At 66.7% G+C, this 24,699-nt stretch carries 25 protein-coding genes, 1 tRNA gene and 1 pseudogene; 8 read left to right on the forward strand and 19 right to left on the reverse strand.

Features of this window, described 5'->3' with window-relative positions; all coding sequences use genetic code 11:
• Positions 1 to 24: 24 nt before the first annotated feature.
• Positions 25 to 894 (forward strand): dihydrodipicolinate synthase family protein, encoded by an 870-nt coding sequence (locus tag AB0B96_RS25010; RefSeq protein WP_362902280.1) that lies wholly within the window; start codon positions 25 to 27, stop codon positions 892 to 894.
• Positions 895 to 1,008: 114 nt separating this feature from the next.
• On the opposite strand, the gene AB0B96_RS25015 is transcribed toward AB0B96_RS25010, so the two are convergent.
• The 3 genes from AB0B96_RS25015 to AB0B96_RS25025 form a co-directional block, all read right to left on the reverse strand.
• A complete protein-coding gene (locus AB0B96_RS25015) occupies positions 1,009 to 1,419 on the reverse strand; it encodes a VOC family protein (RefSeq protein ID WP_362902282.1) in 411 nt (136 codons plus the stop codon).
• 10 nt (positions 1,420 to 1,429) lie between these two features.
• A complete protein-coding gene (locus tag AB0B96_RS25020) occupies positions 1,430 to 1,870 on the reverse strand; it encodes a helix-turn-helix transcriptional regulator (protein ID WP_350946006.1) in 441 nt (146 codons plus the stop codon).
• 249 nt (positions 1,871 to 2,119) lie between these two features.
• Positions 2,120 to 2,860: an NPP1 family protein gene (locus AB0B96_RS25025; protein WP_362902284.1), complete on the reverse strand. Its 741-nt coding sequence runs from the start codon at positions 2,858 to 2,860 to the stop codon at positions 2,120 to 2,122.
• A 437-nt stretch (positions 2,861 to 3,297) separates the two neighbouring features.
• Between AB0B96_RS25025 and AB0B96_RS25030 the strand changes: the two genes are divergently transcribed.
• The 3 genes from AB0B96_RS25030 to AB0B96_RS25040 all read left to right on the forward strand — a co-directional run bounded on the left by AB0B96_RS25030 (position 3,298) and on the right by AB0B96_RS25040 (position 5,380).
• Entirely contained in the window at positions 3,298 to 3,429 is a 132-nt protein-coding gene (locus AB0B96_RS25030) for a hypothetical protein (RefSeq protein ID WP_350946004.1), read from the forward strand.
• A gap of 302 nt (positions 3,430 to 3,731) precedes the next feature.
• On the forward strand, positions 3,732 to 4,250 hold the full coding sequence (locus AB0B96_RS25035) for a SigE family RNA polymerase sigma factor (RefSeq protein ID WP_362902286.1): 519 nt from the start codon (positions 3,732 to 3,734) through the stop codon (positions 4,248 to 4,250).
• A complete protein-coding gene (locus tag AB0B96_RS25040) occupies positions 4,247 to 5,380 on the forward strand; it encodes a hypothetical protein (protein WP_362902288.1) in 1,134 nt (377 codons plus the stop codon). The genes AB0B96_RS25035 and AB0B96_RS25040 overlap by 4 nt, the downstream gene beginning before the upstream one ends.
• Positions 5,381 to 5,610: 230 nt before the next feature.
• On the opposite strand, the gene AB0B96_RS25045 is transcribed toward AB0B96_RS25040, so the two are convergent.
• From AB0B96_RS25045 to AB0B96_RS25060, 4 genes are all read right to left on the reverse strand, one after another.
• Positions 5,611 to 6,744: a hypothetical protein gene (locus AB0B96_RS25045; protein ID WP_362902290.1), complete on the reverse strand. Its 1,134-nt coding sequence runs from the start codon at positions 6,742 to 6,744 to the stop codon at positions 5,611 to 5,613.
• Between the two features lie 192 nt (positions 6,745 to 6,936).
• Positions 6,937 to 7,740, reverse strand: coding sequence for an SDR family oxidoreductase (locus AB0B96_RS25050; RefSeq protein ID WP_362902292.1), 804 nt, complete (start codon positions 7,738 to 7,740; stop codon positions 6,937 to 6,939).
• A gap of 321 nt (positions 7,741 to 8,061) precedes the next feature.
• Entirely contained in the window at positions 8,062 to 8,400 is a 339-nt protein-coding gene (locus AB0B96_RS25055; RefSeq protein WP_350946000.1) for a metalloregulator ArsR/SmtB family transcription factor, read from the reverse strand.
• A complete protein-coding gene (locus AB0B96_RS25060; protein WP_362902294.1) occupies positions 8,397 to 8,846 on the reverse strand; it encodes an SRPBCC domain-containing protein in 450 nt (149 codons plus the stop codon). The genes AB0B96_RS25055 and AB0B96_RS25060 overlap by 4 nt, the downstream gene beginning before the upstream one ends.
• A 641-nt stretch (positions 8,847 to 9,487) precedes the next feature.
• Here AB0B96_RS25060 and AB0B96_RS25065 point away from each other — a divergent pair.
• The 3 genes from AB0B96_RS25065 (at position 9,488) to AB0B96_RS25075 (ending at position 13,432) form a co-directional block, all read left to right on the forward strand.
• Complete coding sequence (locus AB0B96_RS25065; RefSeq protein WP_362902296.1) at positions 9,488 to 10,735, forward strand: cellulose binding domain-containing protein; 1,248 nt, start codon at positions 9,488 to 9,490, stop codon at positions 10,733 to 10,735.
• A gap of 309 nt (positions 10,736 to 11,044) precedes the next feature.
• On the forward strand, positions 11,045 to 12,157 hold the full coding sequence (locus AB0B96_RS25070) for an ABC transporter substrate-binding protein (protein ID WP_362902298.1): 1,113 nt from the start codon (positions 11,045 to 11,047) through the stop codon (positions 12,155 to 12,157).
• Positions 12,158 to 12,496: 339 nt separating this feature from the next.
• Positions 12,497 to 13,432: a leucine-rich repeat domain-containing protein gene (locus AB0B96_RS25075; protein WP_362902300.1), complete on the forward strand. Its 936-nt coding sequence runs from the start codon at positions 12,497 to 12,499 to the stop codon at positions 13,430 to 13,432.
• Positions 13,433 to 13,456: 24 nt separating this feature from the next.
• On the opposite strand, the pseudogene AB0B96_RS25080 reads toward AB0B96_RS25075, so the two are convergent.
• From AB0B96_RS25080 to AB0B96_RS25135, 12 genes and pseudogenes are all read right to left on the reverse strand, one after another.
• Positions 13,457 to 13,645: pseudogene (locus AB0B96_RS25080) on the reverse strand (helix-turn-helix transcriptional regulator); the annotation flags it as partial.
• Entirely contained in the window at positions 13,645 to 13,968 is a 324-nt protein-coding gene (locus tag AB0B96_RS25085; protein ID WP_362902302.1) for a type II toxin-antitoxin system RelE/ParE family toxin, read from the reverse strand. The pseudogene AB0B96_RS25080 and the gene AB0B96_RS25085, both read right to left, overlap by 1 nt.
• An 8-nt stretch (positions 13,969 to 13,976) precedes the next feature.
• The gene (locus AB0B96_RS25090; protein ID WP_362902304.1) at positions 13,977 to 14,576 is read right to left on the reverse strand and encodes a hypothetical protein; all 600 of its coding nucleotides are present in this window, start codon (positions 14,574 to 14,576) and stop codon (positions 13,977 to 13,979) included.
• A gap of 123 nt (positions 14,577 to 14,699) precedes the next feature.
• On the reverse strand, positions 14,700 to 14,834 hold the full coding sequence (locus AB0B96_RS25095; RefSeq protein WP_362902306.1) for a hypothetical protein: 135 nt from the start codon (positions 14,832 to 14,834) through the stop codon (positions 14,700 to 14,702).
• Positions 14,831 to 16,900, reverse strand: coding sequence for a hypothetical protein (locus AB0B96_RS25100; RefSeq protein ID WP_362902308.1), 2,070 nt, complete (start codon positions 16,898 to 16,900; stop codon positions 14,831 to 14,833). The genes AB0B96_RS25095 and AB0B96_RS25100 overlap by 4 nt, the downstream gene beginning before the upstream one ends.
• 56 nt (positions 16,901 to 16,956) lie before the next feature.
• Positions 16,957 to 17,403: a hypothetical protein gene (locus AB0B96_RS25105; protein ID WP_362902310.1), complete on the reverse strand. Its 447-nt coding sequence runs from the start codon at positions 17,401 to 17,403 to the stop codon at positions 16,957 to 16,959.
• Between the two features lie 460 nt (positions 17,404 to 17,863).
• Positions 17,864 to 17,938, reverse strand: a tRNA-Val gene (locus AB0B96_RS25110).
• A 32-nt stretch (positions 17,939 to 17,970) separates the two neighbouring features.
• Positions 17,971 to 19,038 carry an ROK family protein gene (locus AB0B96_RS25115; RefSeq protein WP_362902312.1) on the reverse strand — a complete coding sequence of 356 codons (1,068 nt, stop codon included), beginning with the start codon at positions 19,036 to 19,038 and terminating at the stop codon, positions 17,971 to 17,973.
• 170 nt (positions 19,039 to 19,208) lie between these two features.
• A complete protein-coding gene (locus tag AB0B96_RS25120) occupies positions 19,209 to 19,526 on the reverse strand; it encodes a hypothetical protein (protein WP_362902314.1) in 318 nt (105 codons plus the stop codon).
• Between the two features lie 62 nt (positions 19,527 to 19,588).
• Positions 19,589 to 20,047, reverse strand: coding sequence for a peroxiredoxin (locus AB0B96_RS25125; RefSeq protein ID WP_362902316.1), 459 nt, complete (start codon positions 20,045 to 20,047; stop codon positions 19,589 to 19,591).
• Between the two features lie 83 nt (positions 20,048 to 20,130).
• The gene (locus AB0B96_RS25130) at positions 20,131 to 20,559 is read right to left on the reverse strand and encodes a DUF3052 domain-containing protein (RefSeq protein WP_329084203.1); all 429 of its coding nucleotides are present in this window, start codon (positions 20,557 to 20,559) and stop codon (positions 20,131 to 20,133) included.
• A gap of 123 nt (positions 20,560 to 20,682) precedes the next feature.
• Positions 20,683 to 21,090 carry a secondary thiamine-phosphate synthase enzyme YjbQ gene (locus tag AB0B96_RS25135; protein WP_362902318.1) on the reverse strand — a complete coding sequence of 136 codons (408 nt, stop codon included), beginning with the start codon at positions 21,088 to 21,090 and terminating at the stop codon, positions 20,683 to 20,685.
• Positions 21,091 to 21,940: 850 nt separating this feature from the next.
• On the opposite strand from AB0B96_RS25135, the gene aceE reads away from it, so the two are divergent.
• Complete coding sequence (gene aceE / locus AB0B96_RS25140; protein WP_362902320.1) at positions 21,941 to 24,688, forward strand: pyruvate dehydrogenase (acetyl-transferring), homodimeric type; 2,748 nt, start codon at positions 21,941 to 21,943, stop codon at positions 24,686 to 24,688.
• Positions 24,689 to 24,699 lie beyond the last annotated feature (11 nt).

Below are 24,699 nucleotides of genomic sequence, written 5' to 3' on the forward strand. Positions count from 1 at the left end.
ATTTGATCGCGCGACGATGGCCCCATGACGCTCAACGGTCTCTACGTCCCATTGATCACTCCGTTCGAGACCTCCGGCGAGGTGGCCCTCGGCGCACTGGAGCCGCTCGCGCGGCGGCTGCTCGACGACGGCGCGACGGGTCTGGTCGCGCTCGGCACCACGGGGGAATCCGGCGCGCTCACGGACGCGGAGAAGCGCGCCGTGGTCGAGGTGACGGCCCGGGTCTGCCGGGAGCGGTCGGCACCGCTCGTGGTGGGCGCCGCCACGGCCGAGGCGTTGCGGCGGCTGGGCGACCACCCGGAGGTCGTCGCCGCGCTCACGGTGGTTCCCCCGTTCGTACGCCCCGGCGAGGAGGGCGTTCTCGCGCATTTCGCGCACCTCGCCGAGCTGAGCCCGGTGCCGCTCATCGTCTACGACGTGCCACGTCGCACGGGCCAGCACCTGTCGGCCGGGACACTGCGGAGGCTCGCCGCGCTCCCCGGCGTCGCGGGGTTGAAGTCCGCGCCCGGTGCGATCACCGACGACAGCATCGAACTGCTGGCCGACCCGCCTCCCGGGTTCGCGATCCTCGGCGGCGACGATCCGCACATCTCGCCGATGCTGGCACTCGGCGCGCACGGCGGCATTCTGGCCTCGGCGCTGGTCGCCACCGCCGACTTCGCGCGGCTCGTCACCGCGTGGCGGGCCGGCGACGTGTCCGAGGCGCGCGCCCTCGGACACCGTCTGGCGCCGCTCTCGCTCCGGCTGTTCGCGGAGCCGAACCCCACGGTGATCAAAGCCGTGCTGCACGCGCGGGGCGACATCCCCACTCCCGCCGTACGGCTGCCGCTGCTGGCCGCCTCCCCGGACACGGTGGCGGCGGCGCTGGCGTCCTGGCAGCCGCTCCGTCCGTGAATCGGCACCGGCGCCGTCGGGAAGGCCGTTGTTCGCGCGGAGGGTGTGAGGATACGGAGGGCGTGAGGATACGGTGCGGATTCCCGCTCGGTCATCGCCGAGCGCTCGCGGTGGTTACGCCTTGGGCGCCTGCGAGATGCGCACCATGTTGCCGGAGGGGTCGCGGAAGGCGCAGTCGCGCGGGCCCCAGGGCTGGTCGATGGGCTCCTGCAGCACCTCGGCGCCGAAGTCGCGCACCCTCTCGAAGGTCGCGTCGACATCGTCGGTGCGGAACACGGTCATGGGCAGGACCCCTTTGGTCAGCAGCTCCTGCAGGGCGTCGCCGTCGGCCTGGGACCGGCCGGCGTGCGGCTCGGAGAGCACGATCTCAAGGTCGGGCTGGGAGGCGCTGCCGAGGGTGACCCAGCGGAACCCGCCCGAGGCGACGTCGTTGCGCACCTCAAGACCGAGCGCGTCGCGGTAGAAGGCGAGCGATCCGTCCAGGTCGTTGACGGTGACGTGGCAGTACTGAAGAGAAACGGTCATGTGGTCAACGCTAGATGGCGGTGGCGCGGACCACTTCTCCGATCCTGACCTGTTGGTTCCTCGTCGGCCGGGTCTGCACCTTGGCCACGCAGGCGGGCATCGCCCGCACCGCACGGTGCTCCTGGGCCCGGTACGCGCTCGGCGTCATCTTCACGAGCTCGGTGAAGCGCGAGCTGAACGAGCCGAGGGAGGTACAGCCGACCGCCATGCACGCGTCGGTCACGCTCATACCCCCTCTCAGCAGCGCCATCGCCCGCTCGACCCGCCGGGTCATGAGGTAGCTGTACGGCGTCTCACCGTAGGCCGCCCGAAACGCCCGGGAGAAGTGCCCCGGCGACATCAGCGCGTGGCGGGCCATCGTCGGGACGTCAAGCGGACGTGCGTACTCCCGGTCGATCAGATCCCGCGCCCTGCGCAGGTGCGCGAGGTTGGCAAGGTGTGACTGGTCCATGGGACAAGGGTATCCGCTCCGGTCTCACCCCTGCCGACCTGCACGGATGAGACTCAGTGAAGCTCATGCCCCCGCGGCCGGATCCACCGGCCACGGCCTTCGTCCCGCGTCCAGGGCACGTGAACAGCCATCCGGCGCGTACGTACCGTGGCCGCCTGACGTCGGCCGCGGCCGACGGGGGTGACGACCGGTCATCACCCCCGTTTCACCGGTCAGGTCGAGCCGCCGGTGGCTCGACAGACGGACTCGTCAGGCCCAGGGGTCGAAGGGGATGCCGCTCGGCTTGGCCCGCGAGAGGAGGTCCCCGAACCTGCCGTCATTGATCTTGATCGTCGCGGCCCCGAAGTCCGCGTTCATCAGCCTGTCGCGCAGCGAGGTGCTGGGCCAGCCGTTCCAGTCCACGAGCGGGGGGTAGCGCCAGTTGTGGTAGTGGTTCTCCGGGGGCTCGTCGTTGCCGTTGGCGAGCCGGAAGAAGTGCGTGGACAACCCGTCCTTGTGATAGACGACCTTGGGATGCGACCCGTCGAAGCGCACCTGCGAGCGCGGATAGGTCACCACGCTGCTGTGTTGCGTGGTCGAGAGATACTCCACCTGGTTGGACGCCTGGTTGACCCAGGAGATGACGTGTTCCCAGTCGTGCCGGTGGCCGCCGAGGCTGATGCCGGGCAGCGCCTGGTCCTTCTCGAAGTAGCTGGCGTACACGATGGCGCACCACCCGCTGTTGCACTTGGAACGGGCGTAGGTCTGCGAGTTGTCCAGGTCCGACTGGTCACGGCAGTTGCCGTTCACCGCGCCGGTCGGGTTCAGCCCCCCGGCGAGGGTTCCGTCCGGTCCGATGGCGGGGGTGGCGTAGCAGCCGTCGCCGTCGTAGTCGTAGGCCGGCGAGAACGAGGATTCGTACCCTCCTGCCGACTGAGGCAGATTGCCGGGCGGAGCGGCATGGGCCGCCGACGCGGGGATCACGACCCCCAGCACGGCGACGCCGAACACGATCCCGAGCCGCGAACGCCTGCGCGTGAAGAAGGTGGGGGAGGATGTGCTCCTCTCTGACGTGGTCGTTGACTTCGATGCCCTCGCGGTGGACGTGAATGACGACAGCTTTCGCATTCTTCCGCCTTCTCGAAGAACTGACTTCATGACCTGACGGCGCTTCGGCGTGCCAGGGCGTCGGCGGTGTTCTCCACGCCGATGTGAGCACGCCTCGCGCTTTTACGGCACCACGGAACCGGCGCTTGATCAAGGTCCATGGATCAAATGACACCGACACATACCGGCGACGGCCGAAAGGTGAACCACAGGCGGCGGTCGGTAGGCGGGCCTGCCGCGGAGCGGGGAGCGAAGATCAGCAAAGTCATCCCCAAGTGGAAGGCAAGACCGCCTTGGGAGCATTCCCTCACAAGGTTCGCCATCCAAAAGGAGTGTTGAAGATGAACGACTTCACAGCCACCGCCCGTGAGCTCGACGAGAACGAGCTCGCCGGCGTCACCGGCGGTCACCGTCCGGACTACGACTGGATGAACTACGACTGGCGCGACGCGGTCATCTGCGCCCTGCCGTAACCATGGGACGGGGGGCCGCTCTCACGGGTCGGCCCCCACCTCAGGTCGTACGACAGGCTGTACACGTCACCGAAGGCGTGGGGGTCGTCACCCGGTCGACCGCCCCAGAGCTCGGCTCCCCCGCCCGTACACAGGTCCGTCCCGATCTCGCCACGCCTTACCGGAGAAACACATCCGGCTGTGAACAGTGCCTGTGCCACGATCCGCCGTGGCGGGTCGCTTTCGCCATAGAGAAAGGCGTAGAGAAAAGTGCAACCTTTCGCCCGATGAGTCGCGTTGGGAACGGGCGAGAGGAGATCACAGTGGATCGTTATGACGGCTTCCGCGAGTTCGTGCTCGCCCGCCAGCAGACGCTGATGCGGACCGCGTACCTGCTGACGGGAGACGCCCATCTCGCCGAAGACCTGCTGCAGAGCGTCCTGATCAAGATCGTGGGGCACTGGCCCAAGCTGTCCAGGAGCGGTAATCCCGAGGCGTATACGCGCAAGGCGCTGGTCAACCAGTACATCTCCTGGCGTCGTCGGCCACATCTTGAGTTACCGAGCGCCGACCCGCCTGAACGCGGTGCCTCCTACGACGGGGCCGCGCTCGACCGGATCGTGCTCCGGCAGGCGCTGGCCAAGTTGACGCCCAAGCAGCGCGCCGTGATCGTGCTGCGCTTCTGGGAGGACCTCACCGAGACGCAGACGGCCGAGGTGCTCGGCTGCTCGGTCGGCACCGTCAAGAGCCAGGCCCATCACGCGCTGACCCGCCTGCGCACGGTCGCCCCCGAACTGGCCCATCTGCTCTCCGATTCCGAGCTCACGGAGGTGGTCCGATGACGAGCCTGCGTAAGACGCTGGGCGACATCGCCGACGAGGCTCCACCGGTGAGTCTGTCCGACCTGGCCGACCGGGCCGTCGCGGGTCACCGGCGCAGGCGGCGCGCCACCCTGACGCTGGCCGCTGTCGCAGCGGTCGTGGCACTGGGCGTGGGAACCGCGGGCATGACGCTGGTGGGGTCGCGTGGCGACTACGGCGACTACGGCGACTACACGGTCACGCCGCAGCGTGCGGACACGCTGCCAGAGCTACCCGACGGCAAGGTGGAACCGCTCGGCTACGCGTACCAGACACCCTGCAAGGTCGACAAGAAGAGGCGGCACGTCGACTGCGGCGCCGTCGAGTGGCGGGTGGTCACCCGCACCGGCACGACCTACCGGGTGCCGCAGGCACTCACCGAAACGGCCAAGGCGTTTCGCGTCCCCGTCTCGATCAGCCGGGACGGGCGCATGCTCGCCTACTACAGCCGTCAGGCCCAGGCGCATGTTGTCCGTGACCTGGTGAGCGGCTCCACGGTGACCTCCTCTGTCACGGTGAAGGAGGAGCGGATCGGCGTGGGCTCCATGCTCGTGGTCTCCGACGACGGCCGCCACGTGGTCTTCGACCCGCGTGAGGGGAGCAAGGACCCCGGACTGTTGATCGACATGCGCACCGGCAAAACGGTGTCGATACCCGGCGAGTACGAGGCGATCGGCATCAAGGACGGCGTCGCCCAACTGGTCCGTTACCGCAAGACCGACCTGTGGCTGATGCCCGTCACCGGTGGAGGCGCACCGGTGCGCTTCGACGGCGTGTTCATCATGTTCAGTGAGCTCTCCCCGGACGGCCGGACGGTGGCCGCCTTCGAGTTCGGGAAGCGAGGCCTGGAGAGGCACTCGCTCACCCTTCTCGACGCCAAGACCGGGCGGACCATCCGGAAGGTGGTCATCCGCGGCCTGCCGAAGGCCGGCGGCGTCCTCGACACCTCCCTCTGGCGGAACAGGGCCGAGGTCACCCTTTTTTACCTGCACAACGGAGGATCGCGCAGCAGCTATGCGATCGACATCAATACCGGCCGGGCCCGACAAACAGCTCGCTACCCGAATGTGTCTCCGCACATGCTCTTTCCTGGAGTCGTGAGCAGCAAATAGAGCTTGTGCGAAAAATCTCTGGATGAGGATATCGGTGGTGTGGTGACTTGTCGTGGAGCACGGGGCCGTCGACGACAAGGAAACGCGCCGCCTGTCCGATATCTCGGGAGAAGTCCTTGCCCCGCCGCTCTCGGCGGGGCAAGCGGGGCAGTCGAATACTTCCGACGAGAGATCGTTGATTCACCGACCTATCGACTGCCGGCCCTGAGCGAGGTTCCGGTTCGTCGAACTCATCGCACGCAGGACGGCTCGGCGATACGAGCCAGGTCCAGGACGGTGTAGCGCTCACGATTGCCTACCCAGAACAAGGTTGACCCCTCGGGCGAGGTCGCCCCCACCTTGATCTCATGCCATGGCATTCCACGTTTCCGCAGAGCAGATGAACCAATCACAGCGGTCCGCTTCGTGCAGCGATCATAGAGCTGGACAAGAGGTCCGAGTTGGGCCGCACCCCAAGTGATCTCACGGGAATCATCACCGCGAATTGTCGGGAGGCCGAGAAGAAAGACCCTCTCACGAAACGGCGCCGTCCTGAGGTTGGCGTCTCCCGGAAGCTCCGTCCGCTCGGCGCCGCCCAATCGCATGATGACAGCCTTACGCACTTCATAGGGCACGCTCTCGGCTTGACCGACGCACCAGACAGGCCCGCAGGTCAATTCACGAAGATCCCTTCCAGCGGTGACACGTCTTTCCTCGCCGGTGGCGAGATTGATCACAGTACGTTCGCTCACATCCCAAGCCCACGGCCAGTTGGTGACCCTGAGTTTTCTGTCAGGCCGAACCGGCTCCGGACGGCCTCCGGACATCGAGACCTTCCAGACGTCACCCTCATAGCCCCACCACGCCGCAGTGTCTTCCGTGATCTGGAAACCGAAGATTTGTTGATCTTTGTTTATTGGCAGGCGTGTCACCATGCGCATGGAACCACCGACCAAGGGCATGGCCCACAGCTCGACATGACGCTGGCCGCCATAGGTCGCCCCCGGCGCATAGCCGCTGACAAGCCACGCCACCTGTGTAGCACTCAAAGCCGTGTGCTCGATTTCAAAGCACCCTCCACACTCCGCCCACTTCGGCGCTGTGGACAGCTGGCGATGACGGCCGTTCCGAGTGTTGACGTTGAAGAAGGTAGGGCGCTTCGCCCAATCCCTCATGAGCATTTCATGCTTGCCGAGCATCGCCACCGGCAGTAAGGTGCCTCCGCCCTTCAGCTTTCTTGGAGCGGAACCCACAGCCTCCGGCCAGATATTCTTGACAGAATCCAGAACCGGCAACGCCGGGAGATGTTCAGGCCGCGCGGGCGACTCTGGAGCCGAACAAGCCGTTACCGCGACCTGAAGGACAAGCGCCAGGGCCGCACTCAACCATGTAAATCTATATAGGATTCGCACACGTCATCAGACGTGTGCGAGAAAAGATTGGTTCCGAAAACATATTGCGCCCTTCCCCTCCGGCTCGGTGCTCCACATCCCAGGCGTTCGACGACACCAGCGGGGCCCGGGATGTGCAGAAAACGAGGCAGCTTGGTCTCGTCGGCCTGATCGGGCACAGCGGTCTCAGTCGACAAGTGCGCCGGCGGACAGATTGACGATCGCTCCGGTCATGGCTCCACTTCGGTCCGAGGCGAGGAACGCCGCCGTCTCCGCCACATCGGAGAGCGTGGGCAGCCTTTTCAGAAGCGTTCCCTGCACCATTCCCCCACCTTCGAGCATTTCCTGGACCGACTGTCCGGCCGCCGCCGCGGTCTGCTCGAAGAGGTCCTTGGTATAGGAACCCGCCGCCGGCGCGTCGGCGACCGCGTGGGGACGGATGCCGATCACCCGGATGTTGCCGGGTGCCAGCTCCGCGGCCAGGACCCGCGAGAACGCCTCCTTGCCTGCCGCGCTCACGCTGTGCCCCAAGATGCCGCCCACCGCCATTTTGGAACCCGGCTCGGACAAGGTCAGGATGACGCCGGGGCGCTCGCGACCCATGTGCCGTGCCACGGCCTTACTGGTGATGAACAGTGTCCGCAGAAAACCGTCGATCGGCCGCATGAACTCCTCCAGCGAGAGGTCCGCCAGCGAAGTCCCCTGGTCGTGCATGACGCTCACGGCGTTGAGGGCGATGTCGATGCCACCGGCCGTCTCCGCGACCGCGTCGGCGTGCTTTTCGACCGCCTGTTGATCGAGAACGTCGACGTGCGCGGTCTCGACTTTTCCGCCCGTGACGGCGATGTCACGCGCCACGGCGTCGAGCTTCGCCCGCGTCCGCCCGGCGATGAAGACTCTCGCGCCTTCCCTGGTGAACACCCGGGCGACCGCGCCGCCGATGGCGCCCCCACCTCCATAGATCACAGCGTTCTTGCCTTCGAGTAGCAATGCATTCATATGCGTCCCCCTGGGGTGATCGATTCTTTCGAACGATTACGCGGGCTCGATGGTCACACCGCCGCCGCGAGTTCTGTCGCGGCCGCGGTTGCCGCAGGCTTCAGGAAGCCTGCGGCCCAGGCGTCCGACATGGAGATCGCCGCAGACGAGGCGGTGAAGGCGCCGATCGCCATGCCACCGGCATGGGAGCTCACCTCGAGGCCCACATCGGCCGCGAAGACCTGCGGCGAGGACGACAGCCGTCCACTCAGGCCGGGCCGAGCTCGACCGCGTCGAGGAGGTCGCCGGAGATCTCGCCCAGCGGCCTGCCGGTCAGTCGTTTTTCTGACGCTGGATCTGTTCCGCGATGCGCTTGATGCGGTTCAGTCGCGTATCCCAGGTCCTGCCGACCTCGTTCAACTGCCGGACGGCGCGGGCGAGCTGCGCCTCGTCGACTTCGTAGCGCCGCTCGCGGCCCATCGGTGTCGCGTGCACGAGTCCCGCGCGATCGAGGACGGCCAGATGCTTGGTGACCGCCTGGCGTGAGATCGGGAGACGATCGCTCAGGCTGGTCGGCGTACCGACTCCTTCCGCGAGCAGCAGGTCGATCAGGCGGCGCCTGATCGGATCGCCGATCGCCGACCAGAGTTCGTCGTCGACGGCGACGGTCATCGCGCCACCACGGAAGGGGCGTAGTCCCGCAGCCTGGGCAGGAACAAGTCCCAGCCGCGCTCGTGGTCGTGGAAGGCCGCCTCAAGCACGGCGGCCTCCCAGCCCTTCTCCCGCCAGCCGCTCTCGGTCACGCGCAGAATCGTGCCGTCGCCGGAGGGTTCGAGCTCGAAGGTGACCAGGAGAGAGTTGTCCGCGTCGGGCAGCTGACCACCCGGAGCGATCCAGTGGAACGCGAACGTGCGGGGCGGATCCACGGTGACCACCGTGATCGGTTCGACCACGGCGCGCTCGTCCCACACCAGTTCGCCGACCGCGCCCGGCTCAGGCTCGAACGACGCGTCTTCGGACCACCACATCCTGATGTGCTCGGGACGGCTCACCACGTCGAAGACGATCTCCGGTGCCGCGTCGATACGGATCTCGCGCTCCAGCTTTCCGAACTCCATTGCAGACCCCCAATAGGCAACCATCGGTTGCACATAACTCTAACGGCCTCACCACCAACCCGCAACCTTATGTTGTGCAATCGAGGCGACGCCGAGGAGTGCGCGACCAGACGACGACCTTCACCCGAGACGGATGCCTTACGATCCGCTGGTTCGCGGCACTCCGCTCGCCCCGCGCGCCTTCTGCGGACAACGGCCCACACCCCGACCACCCCAAGATCGCGATGAAAGTTTCAGGTGCTTTCATTCGCCGACGTCTTATGCCGACACACCATAAGGCGCGTGTACCCCCAAAGCGGGTCATCGACGGCTTTACACGGATCTTGACACGTTTCACAGATGTTTCCACACTGAGTCCCCGGAGCGGTCTCCGCTGCCGGTCGGCGATGAAGAGGCCGCCGATCACGACGCCCCTGTCGTACGCGCTTCGGCGCAGGGACGAGGAGGCGACCGATACGGTGCGGAGCCACCGCACCGAAGGCCACTCGGCGATGGCCGTCACGTACTGATCCCGATGAGGGGCTCACCCGAAGAGAAGGAACACCACAGTGCGACGACGTGTGAGTGAGACTCCGGAGCCTTGTGCCGCCCCGAGTGTCCGATCGGAGCCCGGGCCACAGAGCGGGTGGCGGAAGCGTGCGATGGCCGCGGCGGTCGTCGTCCTCGGGCTGCTCGCGATGATCGTCGTGACTCGGCCGGCATCGGCCGCCGACAACCCCTATCAGCGAGGTCCCGATCCCACCCTGGCCGGCGTGGCCGCCACCAGGGGCACCTTCGCCACCGCGCAGGTCAGTCTGCCGGCCGGGAACGGCTTCGGCGGTGGGGTGATCTACTATCCGACGGACACCGGCCAGGGAACTTTCGGCGCGGTCGCGATCGTGCCCGGCTACTCCGCCCGGTTCGCCGACGAAGAGGCCTGGATGGGCCCCTGGCTCGCGTCCTTCGGCTTCGTCGTCATCGGAATCGAGACCAACAGCCGTACCGACGGCGCCGACGCCCGAGCGACCCAACTGCTCGCCGCGCTGGACTACCTCACCCAGCGGAGTTCGGTGCGTGACCGCGTCGACCCCAGCCGGTTGTCGGTCGTCGGCCACTCCGCGGGTGGCGCCGGCGCCCTCACCGCGGCGCTCCGGCGGCCCTCACTGAAGGCCGTGGTCGGGCTCGCGCCCGGCTCCCCCACGGGAAACCTGAGCCTGGCCGACAACCGGGTGCCCTTGATGTTCATCTCCGGGCAGAGGGACACGGTGGTCACGCAGTCCTACCTCAACGGGTTGTACAGCACTCTCCCGGCCTCGGCACAGAGCGCCTGGGTGGAGATAACCGGCGTGGACCACCTGTTCGCGACGAGGGCGAACACGACCGAGATGCGGACGCTGATCCCGTGGCTGAAGATCTTCGTTGACAACGACACCCGGTACACCCAGTTCCTGTGTCCGTTGATGGACTCCACCGGCATCTCGATGTACCGCAGCAAGTGCCCGTACGTGCCGCCGGGCGGCTCGTCGCCCTCGCCCTCGCCCTCGGTCACCCCTTCGCCTTCGGTCACCCCGTCACCCTCACCTTCGGCCACCCCGTCGCCCTCCCCCTCCCCGGGCGCCTGCACCGCGAGCTACCGCACCACGAACTCGTGGCCGGGCGGCTACCAGGGCGAGGTCACGGTGACGGCGGGCGGCTCGGCGGTCAGCGGTTGGACCGTCAGATGGACCCTGGGCAGCGGCCAGTCGGTCAGCCAGGTATGGAACGGCACCCTGGCCGCCAACGGCTCCGCGATAACGGTGACGAACGCCTCCTACAACGGCTCGATCCCGGCCTCCGGCACGACCACCTTCGGCTTCCTGGCCGGTGGCACGCCGTCGTCCCCCTCCCTCGCCTGCAGCAGTCGCCCCTGACACCCGTTCGGCGCGCTGTGAGCATCACGGCCAGATGCCGCCGTCCCTTCCCCCCGGCGTCGTCGATCCATCTCTTCATGACAGGAGCCCCGCCCGCGTCACGATGGTCGCGGAGAAAGGACCTCGCCACCGCATACCGCGACTAGAGTCTGGTGCGAAAGTGGATCAAGGTGACAGATGATCGCGGCCTCGGGGGCGTGGTGATCTGACGAACGACCAGCGGGAGCGAGCGGAAGCGTCGCTACCGGCGGGCAATACTCTGCGATCCACACAAACTGCGCCAAATCATCGCACAGGGGATGCCGACGCATGAGTACGCCACCATCGCCACCCGGAGCGGAACGAGCTGAAGGACCAGCCGTCCAGATCGGTGCTCTCGTTCCGCTCACCCGGCCTGGTTGGGTGAAGGCGGGCCAACACCTGCTCGCCGGGCTCGAATTGGCCGTTCACGAGGTCAACGAGGCCGGAGGGGTCACCGGAAGAACCCTCGAACTGGTGGTCCGAGACACCGCGGCTGATCCGCGGAAGGCCGCGGCGGCCGTGGACGAATTGGCTCGCCTGGGCGTGGCCGCCTTGGCGGGGGAATATCACAGCGTCGTCGCTCGCGCCGCCGCCGCCAGGGCCGACGCCCTCGGCCTGCCGTTCCTCTGCTCGTCGGCGGTTCTCGACGCGCTCACCGAACAGCCGACGGAATGGGTCGCACGCCTCGCTCCGGCACAGTCCCACGGCTGGCGGATCTATACGGACTTCCTCCTCGGCGCGGGCCACAGTCGGATCGCCGTAGCGGCCGAGTCGAGTGTCTACTGGGCATCCGGCACCCGTATTCTGCGGGATCACCTCGCTTCCCGCGGCGGAACCGTCATCGAACTCGACCTGCGCACGCTCACCCCTACGGCCGTGTGCGACGAACTCCTCGACAGTCGCGCGACAGCCCTCCTTCTCCTGGTCGGCCACCCGGAACCGGCGGTGTCGATCGTCAAGGCCGTCCGCCACGACCGGCGTCTCGCCGGGATCATGATCGGTGCTCCCGCCGGGCAACCGGAGTTCGCCGAATGGGCGGCGTCGCTGGGCGGCGACGGCGCCGAGATCCCCTTCCTGCGCTACCTGCCCGAGCGTCTCAGCCCACTGGGCGCACGAGTCGAGACGGCCCTCCGCCGGCGACTGGGCGAAGCGCCGTCTTTCGTGGCTTTCGAGGGCTACGACACGGTCACCGTCCTCGCCCAGGTACTGCGTTCTCACGGCGCGGACCGGGCGCGCACCGCCGGATCCTGGCCGCGCGTTGCGGTCGAAGGCACCCGCGGGCAGATCCGGTTCTCCCGCACGCCGGGCATCGGCGTTTGGCAGTGGGCCTGGCCGCCGGTCCAAGTCGTTGATCGAGATCCGGCGGAACCCGATCACTTTCGGATCCTCCACACCGGCTGAGAGCGCGGAGGGCCGACAGCCCAGATCCGTCCGAACTTGAGGCCTTCCATCTGTCTTCTGCCCGTCAGCAGCAAGGTCTGGTGCGACAGCGCTGGTCACAGCCAATCGCTCCGCCCTCTGAGCGACAACGCGTCAACAAGCCGGCACGGGCAGGGTTGCCGTCATCCACCGTCGCGATATCCACTCAAGGCCGGGGCCCAGCCCGATCCGGCCTCCTCCTCAACGTGTTGAAGTGATCTACAAGCCGTTTCCCAGTGCCGGTCCCTAGCCTCGTCACCGGCTCTCGCATCTGGCACGACAGAGCCGAGCTCGAAGACATCGGCAACGACGAGGAGAGACATGGTCAGGCCCGAAGACGGCCAGTCGATAGCCGCCGAGCGGATCAGCAACTGCCTACGGTTCGGATGGCCCAGACTCGACCTGAGCGATCTCCACCTGGAGACGGTTCCCGAGTCGCTCGGCGACCTCACTCACCTGAGCAAGCTCAATCTGAGCGGCAACGAGCTGACCTCGCTACCCGAATGGCTGGGCGACCTCACTCACCTGACCGACCTCGACCTGAACTGCAACGAGCTGACCGCCCTCCCCGAATGGCTGGGCGGTCTCACCAACCTCACCACACTCCAGCTGGGCGGTATCGAGCTGACCGTCCTGCCCGAATGGCTGGGCGACCTCACTACCCTCACCTGGCTCGACCTGGGGTGCAACGAACTGACCACTCTGCCCGACTGGCTGGGCGGCCTCACCAACCTCACCTACCTGGAGCTGCGCTGCAACGAGCTGACCGCTCTGCCCGAGACCCTGGGCGACCTCACCAACCTCACCTACCTCGACCTGAGCGATCTCCGCCTGGGGACGCTTCCCGAGTGGCTGGGCAACCTCACCCGCCTGAACGAGCTCTATCTGAGCAGCAACGGACTGACCGTCCTGCCCGAGTGGCTGGGCGACCTCACCGCCCTCGTCTGGCTCAACCTGAGCCACAACCAGCTGACCGCGCTGCCTGAGTCGCTCCGCAACCTCACCGTCCTCCGAGAACTCCTCCTGGACAGCAACCGGCTGACCGCGCTCCCTGAGTGGCTGGGCGGCCTCACTCACCTGAACACGCTCTATCTGAGCAACAACGAGCTGACCGCCCTGCCCGAGTGGCTGGGCGACCTCACCGCCCTCACCGTCCTCGACCTGAGCGGTAATCAGCTGGTCTCGCCCGAATCGGTGGAGAACCTCGCCGCCCTCCACGAGTTCCACCGGGACGGCTACCGGCTCACCCGCGCATAACAGCGGATTTGAGTCACTGATGCGAGCCTGTGACACGCCCATCGCCTGAGCGACATCCTCCTGCCGCAGGCCAAGCTTGCGTCTGGCTTCAGCGAGTTGGTAGGCGCGCTGACGAGCCACGAGCCCATCGCGGAGTCGGGCAACCTCCTGCTCATCACCGGGCTGGACGAGCTCAGCGCGCAGTTCCTCCCATGTCACCGCCTGATCGCTCACTACTCCCTCTTCTCAAGGTATCGGGCAAAACGCAGCTCTGCCGCTTTGATCGCCACGTCATACCAACCGCTCCAGTCGCCGGACTTGTCTCCGGCGACCAGGAACACAGCTTGACGCCAAGGGGCGAAGACGAAGAGCATTCGCACCTCGCTCCGCCCGCTGGATCCAGGTCTCAGCTCCTTGAGGTTACGGATCGTCGACCCTTGAAGTGTGTCCACCAAGGGACGTCCCAGACTGGGACCTTCCTCAGCAACCCGATCCAAGGCCGCAGCGATCAGCAAAAGGGTCTGCCGATCCGTGGCCGTCATCACCCAGTTGGTCACTCATCGATTCAGAAGTTCTCGTTCCACAGATACCAGGAACCTCGGTAGTGCTCGACGTCGGCCTCGTATTCTTCCTCCTCGGGTAACCGGGGCTCCCCCTGCGGGCTCCATATGACGCCACGCTCATAGATGCCGTCCCACCCACCGGCCAGTGCGAAGCGCACGGTGTTCCCATGCCGTTCGGCCCAGGAGACATCGAACAGCCCTAGCCTTCCAGGCCCCATCTTCCAGTCTGCGCCTCCCGCCAACACCGACCGTGCGACCTTCTCGAAACTCCCCTCGGACAACGCGAACCTGGATCTCTCCGGCTCTCCCTGGCTACCCAGCGCCAACAGCGGGATCACGATGATCAGTGGCGCCATCCAGCGCAGCAGGTTTCGCCTGACTCCCGATCGCCGCTCCGGAGCGGAGAGTTCCACAGCGAGGCGCACGAACCAGACCACGCCAAGCACGAAAAACGCAAGAAGAACGGGCAGTATCCACAGAGGGCCGGTACCAGGAAAACTCCCCGCGTACAGGAGTAAGAGGCCCAGGACCGTCAGCGAGCCGATCAGAGGCAGCCCCGGTGCGCCGATCGAACTTCTCGGGAACTGCTCTTGCAGAGTCACTACAACTCCAACCAGGATCGATCAAGGCATCTCATGATCCACTCGAATCCTATCCATGGACCCCGATAAGCACAGAGCGCCGGAAACCTCGAGTGCCACTCAGGGTGACTGCCGTCTAATTCGTCACCTAGAACTCGTGCTCTCCCGCGTGGCGTCCGCCCAGACATCCCGGCCGTTGCTCCACAGCTCTGAGGCGTGGTAGCCGAACCGGTCGAACAGCCCGTCGTCCTGATACCAGGCGGGTCGTCTTAGGGTCACTGACGTGAGAGAGCGCGAGTGATGCCGGTGGCGATGGTGGTGGCCAGCACCCAGCCCGCGATGACGAGGCCGTAGGCGACCCACTGACCACCGCCAGTGGGTTGGTATGCCTTTTCCTGCCCGAAGTCGATCAGCGGGAACAGAAGATCCAAAACGTAGACAAAGGCGTTGAACGCAGGGCCCTTGCCAGGTTCAGCACGAGGCGGGTTGTTCAGAGTGAAAACGACGGCGCCGGCAATGAGCAGTATCAGGAACCACAGGGCGGCGCGGATGGGGCGGTAGCCATACCCGACTGTGACGTCCTGCAGCCATCCCCAGGCGCGGGCGTGCCACGGGAACCTGGGGTGCTGTCGCCGCTGCCGCTGCTGCTTGACCAGCAGGACGGTACGGGCGTCGACGTCGTGACCCAGTCGCCGATAGGTGGTGGCGAGCTGTTCATACGGCTGCGGCACGTATCCGTCGAGGTCGTCCTTCAGCCATGTCAAGCGTTGGGTGACGGACAACATCGGTTCCAGGGCGTCGTAGACGAGGCCGTTCTGGTGGCGTGGCGACCAGGTGGCGGGGTCGTCGTAGATGACGCCGATTCGGGCGTGTCGCAGATCGACAACACCTTCGAGCGTCTGCTTCGGGCGCAGGTACAGCTCGCGGGCCTCCAGTTGCCGGGCGACCAATGCCTGAGCGCCGGGCGCGGACAGGGTCGCGTCGGTGAGGTCCAGATGCCGACCGAGACGGGCTCCGACCAAGGTGAGCTCACCTTCGGCGGTGAAGCCGCGCCCGCATTCCAGCCCACCGCCGACGCTCGTCCTAGAAAGGTCGAGTGCCCGCCCATCGGAATTGCTGAGGCGGGCGCCATTGAAATCAGCGAACGTACCGATCCTCGCGTCAGCGAGACGAAGCGCACCGTCGGCGCGGAAACCTTCGGTGCATGACAGCCTGCCGCCGATGTTCACCCCGTCGGCGTCGAGGGCGGTTTTAGTGGACGCGTCGGGATTCGTGACAGACAGGCTCGCACCGGCCAGGTTCAGTGATCCCGCGATGCGGGCTTGGGTGAGGTTCACCCGCCCTTCGGCGATGAGCCCGCGCGCGTCGATACTTCCCTCGACCTGGAGCTCCGCTGCCTGGAGCGCGCGACCACCCGAATAGGCCAGATGGGCATCTTTCAGGCTAAGCTCCCGGTCGATCCGCGAGTCGGCCAACCGCACCGTGCCGGTCGCGGTGAACCCGTCACTCAGGTACAGGCCACCCTCGGCGGTAATCCGGGAACCGCGAAAAGCCATCTTGCCGGGATAGTCAATTGTGGTTCCGGTGAAGCTGAACGGTCCAGTCACGCGGGCGTTGCGCAGGCTCACCATCCCAGCGACGGCCATTCCCCGGCACAGGACGCTCCCATCGGCGACCAGCCCGTCCATGTCTAGCGGCAACCCCCTTGCATCGGTAAGGCGGGCCCCATCCAGAATCATCGCGCCGATTACCCGCGCGCTGGACAGCCGGACCTGGCCTGTAGCCTGGAGACCTTTCGCGGACAGGCCTCGGCCGGTCTGGAGCCGATCACAGTCGATCGCCATGTCGGGGGCGGAGATCCGCGCACGGTTCATCGTGAGGCTTCCCGCAAGCTGGGCTCCGCGAAGTTCCAGCAGGCCGGTGGCTACGCAACCGTCCAGTCGCAAGTGCCCGTCCATGTGCACGTTGGAGGCAGACAGGCCCGGCAGGTGAGAGCCTTTGAAACTCATCTGCTGGCATCGCGCCCAATAAAGGCCCGGCTCCTGCTCAAAGAAGCAGGAGAGGAAGCGCGCCGAGTGGCAGATGGTGGAATAGGCTAGATTCATCCGTTCGGTGATTCGGGCTCCCTTGATTCGGAGAGCCGGGATTCGGTGCGACTGTGGCACCTCCTCGCTCATCAACAGCGTGGCGATCACCCGAGCGCGAATCGTCCGTTCCGTCCCCCAAACCGCACCCACCGCCGGATTGTCCTCATCCGGTTTCCCGGTTGTAAAATCGACCTCTTCCCCATGTGGGAATGCCTCCCACACCCGACGCTCGGCGTCAGACAGGTCCTCGACACGCACGTTGTTCCTCTCGTACGAACATGCTCTCCCTTTGATCGCTTGATTCGCATAGAGGGTTACCGAGCTGGAGAATTCGTGTTCTCTGTGCGCTCCCGCGGGTCATCCGCCCAGACGTCCCGGCCGTTGTTCCACAGCCCGGAGGCGTGGTAGCCGAACCGGTCGAACAGGCCGTCGTCCTGATAGCGGTGCAGGTGCATCATCGGCGAGCCGTGGCCGACGAGCTTGGCCAGGTGCGGGGTCACGAGCATCTCCGAATCGAAACGGAAGACGCTCATCGCGATGTGCTCGTCTCCGAACCTCGCCTCGATGCCGGGTACGTCCCGAACCTGCTCGATCTCCGAGAGGGTGATCCGGATGCGGGTGGAGACGGTCAGCGGGACGTTCTCCACCTCCTCACGACGGCGGGTGACCTCGCTGTCCGAGTCCCCAATGAGAAAGCGGATCTTGCACCCCTGCTCGGCCTTGCACTTGAGGACCTTGGCGAGGTTGGGTGTTCCAGCCACAGGAAGTAGTTGGTGTACCCGGCGGAGACGCTCTCGTTGCGAGCCGAGTAAGACGCTTACGCTCGCGCAGGCTGGTTTCATCGTCGCCCTGGCGGAGCAGGCCGCGCTCCGCATGCGGGCGTACGTGGTGCTCTCGCTGCTGATCGGTGCCCGTACTGAGGAGTTGTGTGCGCTTCTCTGGTCACATGTGGTCGCCTTCGACGAGAGCCGCAACGTGTGGGCACCTGCGAGATGCGGCACAGCTCCGTGTCGCTGCTGTCGGACTCCGGCATCCCGATCGAGGACATCTCCCGGCTCGTCGGCCATCGGAACACGGTGGTCACGGAGACGGTCTATCGGAAGCAGATCCGGCCGGCGCTCTCATGCAGGGAGCGGAGGCGATGGACGACATCTTCAGGAGTTGGTCACCCGGTTAGTCACTCACGCCCCGTTCCGAAGATCGGATACGGGGCGTTTTGGCTGGTGGGCACTACTGGGTTCGAACCAGTGACATCTCGCTTGTAAGGCGAGCGCTCTACCGCTGAGCTAAGCGCCCGGGAAATCCCGTCGGACAGACGGGACAACACTTTACGCCACGTGGGGGGACTTCAGCACATCGAGAGACCACGTGGTTCCCGCGTCGGTGAAGCCGGCGGCGCGCCAGCCGAGGAGGGCCGCGCCGAGCATGCCGGCGGACATGCCCAGGGCGGCATGACGCAGGGGCGGGGCGTCGCGGAAGGCTAGGCGTTTGCCGAGCCGTTCGGCCAGGGGGTCGGACAGGAGGGGGCCCGCTTCCGCGAGGCCTCCGCCGAGGACGATGGCGGAGGGGTCGAGAAGAAGCGTGTAGGTGGCCAGGGCGAGAGAGAGCGCCTCGATCGCGTCGTCCCAGATCTCCACGGCGAGAGGATCACCGGAGGCGGTCAGGGCGGCGACCCGCTCGGCGCTGACCGAGGCGGGTGGGACGACGGTGGCGGATGAGGTGGACGGCGGAGAGGAGGCAAGGAGGGGCGAGGCAGGGGTGGAGGAGGGCTCCGGAGCGAAAGAGGAGGAAGCGGGGGCGGAAGGCGGGGATGCGGCGGCGCGGGTGGAGTAGCGGCGGGCCACGGCGGAGGCGGAGGCGTAGGTCTCCAGGCAGCCGATCTGGCCGCAGGCGCACGGTTCCCCCTCGGGGTGGACCGGGGTGTGGCCGATCTCGCCGGCCCAGCCGCCGCTCCCGCCGTACGGCTCGCCACCCAGGATCGTGGCGCCCGCGATGCCGGTGCCGATGGGCAGGAACAGGAAGTCGGAGAGCTCACGGCCGGCTCCGAGGACGCTCTCGGCCAGACCGCCCGTGCGGACGTCGTGCCCGAGCATGACGGGGACGTCCAGCGGGACGAGGTCCCCGGCCGGGACGTCGCGCCAGCCGATGTTGGCGGAGTACAGGGCCGCCTCGGCGGTGACCAGGCCCGGTACGGCGAGTCCGACCCCCTCGAGGGTGCCGCCCTCCGCGGCGGCGAGGTCGTCGATGAAGGACCGGATCGTCGCGATGACCGCCGCCGGGCCCCTGTCGCGCGGGGTGGCACGGCGGTCGGTGCGGATGATCTCGCCGGAACGGGTGACGAGGCCGCCCTTCATCGACGTTCCACCGACGTCAAGGGCAACAACGAAGGAGCTCATGCACCCATCCAGCGGGTCGAAGGGGCGGGACCGAGCCCGACCTTAGCGCACGCCGGGCGCGCCGGAATGGCGGGATCTCCCCCATACGGCCAAGCGCGTTGCTCGGAGGAACCTCCCGATATAGCCGGGAAACGCCCGGTCCCATGGCCCCTGGAACGGCCAGGGCGTTCTCAGGGGACCCGGCGCAGGACCCTGGCCAGGGCGGCCTCCACCTCGTCGGCCAGGCCGGGCGCGCAGGCGTGGGAGGCGGCCGGCCGGTCGTCGCCCCGCGCGAGGCGTACCGCGCCGCAGGATCGGCACTCCACCTCGCCCAACCGGCAGATGAGCGCGACGGAGCCGCACGAGAGGCATGTGTCGAGGTCGACTTGGTGGGTGCGCCGGCAGTCCGGGCAGATCAGCACCTGCGTCTCGTGGCGCACCCCGCGCGTCCACGGGCTGGAGCCACGGATCGGGTCGGTCTGCCTGGCCCCGCAGGAGAAGCAGGGCATGATCGCCTCCGAGAGGTCGGACCGGCGGGGCACTCGTGAGCGGGCGTCCGCCGGATCACCGCTTAGGGAAGGTCGGCGAGCGCCTTGCGGTACTCGGCGATGTCGCGGGCCCGTGAGATCGGGTTCACGACGCGCCAGCGAACCACGCCCTCGCCGTCGATGATGAAGGTCCCGCGCTCCGCGCAGCCCTTCTCGTTGTCGAATACACCGTACGCCCGCGCGACCTGCCCATGTGGCCAAAAGTCGGAGAGCAGCGAGAAGGTGTAGCCCTTCTGATCCGCCCACGCGCGGTGGGCGAAGGTCGAGTCAACCGAGACGGTGAGAATTTTAACGTCCTCGGGCATGTCGGCGATGAGCTCGTCGCGGATGACGTCGAGCTCGTTGCCGCAGACGCCGCTGAACGCCAGAGGGTAGAAGATCAGCACGATCTTTTTGCCCCGGTGTCCGGAAAGCTTGACCGGGGTGCCGTGCTGGTCCCTCAACTCGAAGTCGGGAGCCTGGTCACCCACCTCGATCGCCATGATCGGGGTTCCTTTCCTCGGCTGACGGCAGGCGTCATCATCCTGCCGTACGGCCCGCGCGAGCCGTACGGCAGGGCGGACCCTTAGCGGCGCGCCTTGGGCGTCGCCAGACGCGTCCCCGACCAGTCGGGGGCGGCACTGATGCTGCTGGTCTGCGAGAGACCCGCAGTGGTGGCGTCTTCCCCGATGTCGCTCGGCTCCACGTGCCCGTCCCGGCCGGCTTTGGGAGTGAGCAGCCAGATCTGGCCACCGTCGGTGAGGTTGGTCACCACGCTGCTCAGGGCGTCGAACAGATCACCGTCGCCGTCACGCCACCACAGCAGCACGACGTCGACGACGTCCTCGAAGTCTTCATCGACCAGCTCGTTACCGGTCAGCTCCTCGATGGAGTCGCGCAGATCGTCGTCGGTGTCCTCATCCCATCCGACCTCCTGCACCACCTGACCCGGCTTGAGGCCGAGTCGTTCGGCCAGGCCGCGTTCGCCCTGCGCCTGACCCGCGGTCGCGCTCACGTTTGTCCCTCCTGCTTGAATGGCCCCGCAATCACACGGTGCTCAGAGTGCTTCGGCACAGTCCACACGCTGTGACCCTCAGTCGTCAACGGTCGCCACGGCAACGACTGGGCTACGTATGAATTAGTCCGACAAAAATGACAAACGGACCTGGCGTTCCAGATTGTCGACGTTGAGATCCACGATGGCGATGGACTGCCAGGTTCCCAGCGCGAGCCGTCCGGCGAGAACCGGGACGGTGGCGTACGGCGGAATGAGGGCAGGCATGACATGCGACCGTCCATGCCCCCGTGATCCGTGCGCATGCCTCCATCTGTCGTCGGCCGGAAGCAGATTCTCCAGAGCCGCGAGCAGATCGTCGTCGCTGCCCGAGCCCAGCTCCAGCAGCGCGACCCCCGCGGTCGCGTGGGGCACGAAGACGTGTAACAGACCGTCGCCCCCACTTGACCGGACGAAGCTCTCGCACTCGGAGGTGATGTCGTGCACCCGCTCTCGGGAACCCGTTATCACCTCGATCGTCTGAGATCTCACATACCGATCCTACGATCCATCGTGAGCTGCGATGACGACCGCACCCGCTCCGGAAGACCAGGTGCGGCCCTCGCCGCCGCCCGATCTTCGTCGGTACGGGGACGGGGGCGGTGTGTCCGGTTTCTGGAATGTCCCCGTATGGACCGTTCCCTACCGGGAGGAGCCGGGCAGGGCGGGGGCCGGGACGAGAGCGGCGGCTCGGGATACGCCTGCCGGATGCGGCGTTTCCGGACAGCGACGGCGGCCGCGGCACCGCTCACGGTTGGCGCGCGAATCGTTACCACTTCGGCACGGAGCCTCACGGGCCGCGGCCCGTCTCCCCCGCGAGAGAGGCGCATGACAGGGCTCTATGAAGGAGGCGATGCGAAAGATGGTGGGAAAAAGAGCGAAAGACGATACGCGAGGCGTCCGTTAGGGCACCTTCAGGGGGGATCATGCGTTGTATACGGTGAGGGTCCCGATCACGACGCCCGGGCACATCGCGCGGCGGCGAGGAGGGCACCCTCCCCTTCCGGGGTCCCTCCAAGACCCTCGGGGGATCTTCGACGATCCCCCGAAGACCGTCGAAGGGCCCCCGCGGAAGGGCTCGGAAGGCTCCGGCGAGGGGCACGAAGGCAGGCCAGACAGCGGGTCCCAGATTCCCAGGGAGGGAACCTGTAAAAAAGGGGCAACCCCGATGTAACCTTTGGTGGCAATTCGTCCTACCATCGGTGGTCTAGGCCACTTTCGTATCACTGCCAGCAGGGATCTCCTGGTTACCGGGAAGTAGAGATGCACTTTCCGGGGTAAGCGACCAGGATGGAAGACGACCTACTCCAGACAAAAGTCCATCCTCGGAAGGCGAGACCCAGTGGCTTCCGGACGCCAGCGTTTCTCGATCATCAGCGACGGCCTACCCAGCCAGCTTCCTGATGTCGACCCCAGCGAGACCCAGGAGTGGCTCGAGTCGCTCGACAACGTCATCAAGACGGAAGGTCGCACTCGGGCCCGCTATCTGATGCTCCGGCTCTTGGAGCGCGCCCGTGAACACCAGGTCGGGGTGCCCGGCCTGCGCAGCACCGACTACATCAACACCATCCCGCCGGAGCGCGAGCCCTGGTTCCCCGGCGACGAGTACGTCGAGCGCCGGATCCGCGCCTACACACGCTGGAACGCGGCCGTGATGGTGACCCGGGCCAACGCCCGCACCAACGTCGGCGGGCACATCGCCACCTACGCCTCCGCCGCGTCGCTCTACGAGGTGGGCTTCAACCACTTCTTCCGCGGCAAGGACCACGGCGAGTCCGGAGACCAGGTCTTCTTCCAGGGCCACGCCGCGCCGGGCATCTACGCCCGCGCCTTCCTGGAGGGCCGCCTCAACGAGGCACAGCTCGACGCCTTCCGCCAGGAGCTCTCGCACGGGTTCAGGGGGCTGCCCTCCTATCCTCACCCCCGCCTGATGCCCGACTTCTGGGAGTTCCCCACGGTCTCCATGGGTCTCGGCCCGATCGGGGCGATCTACCAGGCCCGGTTCAACCGCTACCTGCTGAACCGGAAGATCAAGGACACCAGCCGGAGTCACGTCTGGTGTTACCTCGGCGACGGCGAGATGGACGAGCCCGAGTCGCTCGGCGCGATCGGCGTGGCGGCCCGTGAGGAGCTCGACAACCTCACCTTCGTCATCAACTGCAACCTGCAGCGCCTCGACGGCCCGGTACGCGGCAACGGAAAGATCATCCAGGAGCTGGAGTCCTACTTCAGGGGCGCCGGCTGGAACGTCATCAAGGTCGTCTGGGGTCGTGACTGGGACCCGCTGCTCGCGGCGGACGTCGACGGTGTGCTGGTCAACAAGATGAACACCGTCCCCGACGGCCAGTTCCAGACATACTCCGTCGAGACCGGCGGATACATCAGGGAAAACTTCTTCGGCGACGACCCGCGCCTGCGCAAGATGGTCGAGCACCTGTCGGACGAGGACATCCGCAAGCTGTCGCGCGGCGGCCACGACTACCGCAAGGTGTACGCGGCCTACAAGGCGGCTCGTGAGCACGTCGGCCAGCCGACGGTCATCCTCGCCCAGACCATCAAGGGCTGGACTCTCGGCAAGGACTTCGAGGCGCGCAACGCGACGCACCAGATGAAGAAGATGTCCAAGAGCGACCTGAAGGAGTTCCGCGACCGGCTCTACCTGCCGATCCCCGACTCCGCTCTCGAGGGCGACCTCCCGCCCTACTTCCACCCGGGCGAGAACGACCCGGAGATCCAGTACATGAAGGAGCGCCGCGCGGCCCTGGGCGGTTTCCTGCCCAAGCGCGTGATGCGCGCCAAGCCGGTCACGCTTCCCGGCGACGCCGCGTACGCGCAGCTGAAGAAGGGTTCCGGCAAGCAGAACGTCGCCACCACCATGGCGTTCGTCCGCCTGCTCAAGGACCTGATGCGCGACAAGGAGATCGGCAACAGGTTCGTGCCGATCATCCCGGACGAGGCGCGCACCTTCGGTCTTGACGCGATCTTCCCGACAGCGAAGATCTACTCACCGCACGGCCAGATGTACGAGGCGGTCGACCGCGAGCTGCTGCTGTCGTACAAGGAGTCGACCGAGGGTCAGATCCTGCACGAGGGCATCAGCGAGTCGGGCTCGATGGCCTCCACGATCGCGGTCGGCTCGTCGTACGCCACGCACGGCGAGCACATGATCCCGATCTACATCTTCTACTCGATGTTCGGCTGGCAGCGCACCGCCGACCAGATGTGGCAGCTCGCCGACCAGATGGGCCGGGGCTTCCTGCTCGGCGCCACCGCCGGCCGCACCACGCTGAACGGCGAGGGCCTGCAGCACGAGGACGGCCACACCCCGCTGATCGCCTCGACGAACCCGGCCGCGGTCTCGTACGACCCCTCGTGGGGGTTCGAGGTGGCCCACATCGTCAAGGACGGCCTGCGGAGGATGTACGGCGAGGAGCCGGAGAACGTCTTCTACTACCTCACCGTCTACAACGAGCCCTACCCCCAGCCCGCCGAGCCCTCGGACCTGGACGTGGCGGGTCTGCTCAAGGGTCTGTACAGGTTCGCCCCGGCTCCGGCCGTGTCCGGGCCGAAGGCCAACATCCTCGCGTCCGGCGTGGCCGGGCCGTGGGCGATGGAGGCCCAGCGGATGCTGGCCGAGGACTGGGGCGTGGCGGCCGAGGTCTGGTCGGCCACCTCCTGGGCGGAGCTGCGCCGCGACGCGCTCGCCGCCGAGGAGCACAACCTGCTCAACCCCGACTCCGACAAGCGCGTGCCGTACGTCACGCAGGCGCTGTCGTCGGCGCAGGGGCCGTTCGTGGGCGTGAGCGACTACATGCGGGCGGTCCAGGACCAGATCGCCCAGTGGGTTCCCGGCGACTGGAGCTCGCTCGGCACCGACGGCTTCGGCCTGTCGGACACCCGGTCGGCGCTGCGCCGCCACTTCCACGTGGACGCGGCCTCGATCACCCTGGCCGTGCTCACCCAGCTGGTCAACAGGGGTGAGCTCGACCAGGAGGTGCTGGGCGACGCCATCTCCATGTATCACCTGAAGAACGGCGTGACCGAGGCCGCGGGCGCCGAGAGCAACGACACCCAGTCCATGGGAGTTTGATCGTTCCCGGG

It is taken from the genome of Streptosporangium sp. NPDC049046 (genome assembly GCF_040649155.1).
GTDB lineage: Bacteria > Actinomycetota > Actinomycetes > Streptosporangiales > Streptosporangiaceae > Streptosporangium.

Bases quoted from the DNA above. Each gene is read 5' to 3' on its own strand.
- AB0B96_RS25075 (WP_362902300.1), top strand. From the start codon at position 12,497: ATGGTCAGGCCCGAAGACGGCCAGTCGATAGCCGCCGAGCGGATCAGC.
- AB0B96_RS25030 (WP_350946004.1), top strand. From the start codon at position 3,298: ATGAACGACTTCACAGCCACCGCCCGTGAGCTCGACGAGAACGAGCTC.
- AB0B96_RS25120 (WP_362902314.1), bottom strand. From the start codon at position 19,526: ATGCCCTGCTTCTCCTGCGGGGCCAGGCAGACCGACCCGATCCGTGGC.
- AB0B96_RS25055 (WP_350946000.1), bottom strand. From the start codon at position 8,400: ATGACCGTCGCCGTCGACGACGAACTCTGGTCGGCGATCGGCGATCCG.
- AB0B96_RS25020 (WP_350946006.1), bottom strand. From the start codon at position 1,870: ATGGACCAGTCACACCTTGCCAACCTCGCGCACCTGCGCAGGGCGCGG.
- AB0B96_RS25010 (WP_362902280.1), top strand. From the start codon at position 25: ATGACGCTCAACGGTCTCTACGTCCCATTGATCACTCCGTTCGAGACC.
- AB0B96_RS25040 (WP_362902288.1), top strand. From the start codon at position 4,247: ATGACGAGCCTGCGTAAGACGCTGGGCGACATCGCCGACGAGGCTCCA.
- AB0B96_RS25065 (WP_362902296.1), top strand. From the start codon at position 9,488: ATGGCCGCGGCGGTCGTCGTCCTCGGGCTGCTCGCGATGATCGTCGTG.
- AB0B96_RS25115 (WP_362902312.1), bottom strand. From the start codon at position 19,038: ATGAGCTCCTTCGTTGTTGCCCTTGACGTCGGTGGAACGTCGATGAAG.
- AB0B96_RS25125 (WP_362902316.1), bottom strand. From the start codon at position 20,047: ATGGCGATCGAGGTGGGTGACCAGGCTCCCGACTTCGAGTTGAGGGAC.
- AB0B96_RS25060 (WP_362902294.1), bottom strand. From the start codon at position 8,846: ATGGAGTTCGGAAAGCTGGAGCGCGAGATCCGTATCGACGCGGCACCG.
- AB0B96_RS25070 (WP_362902298.1), top strand. From the start codon at position 11,045: ATGAGTACGCCACCATCGCCACCCGGAGCGGAACGAGCTGAAGGACCA.
- AB0B96_RS25015 (WP_362902282.1), bottom strand. From the start codon at position 1,419: ATGACCGTTTCTCTTCAGTACTGCCACGTCACCGTCAACGACCTGGAC.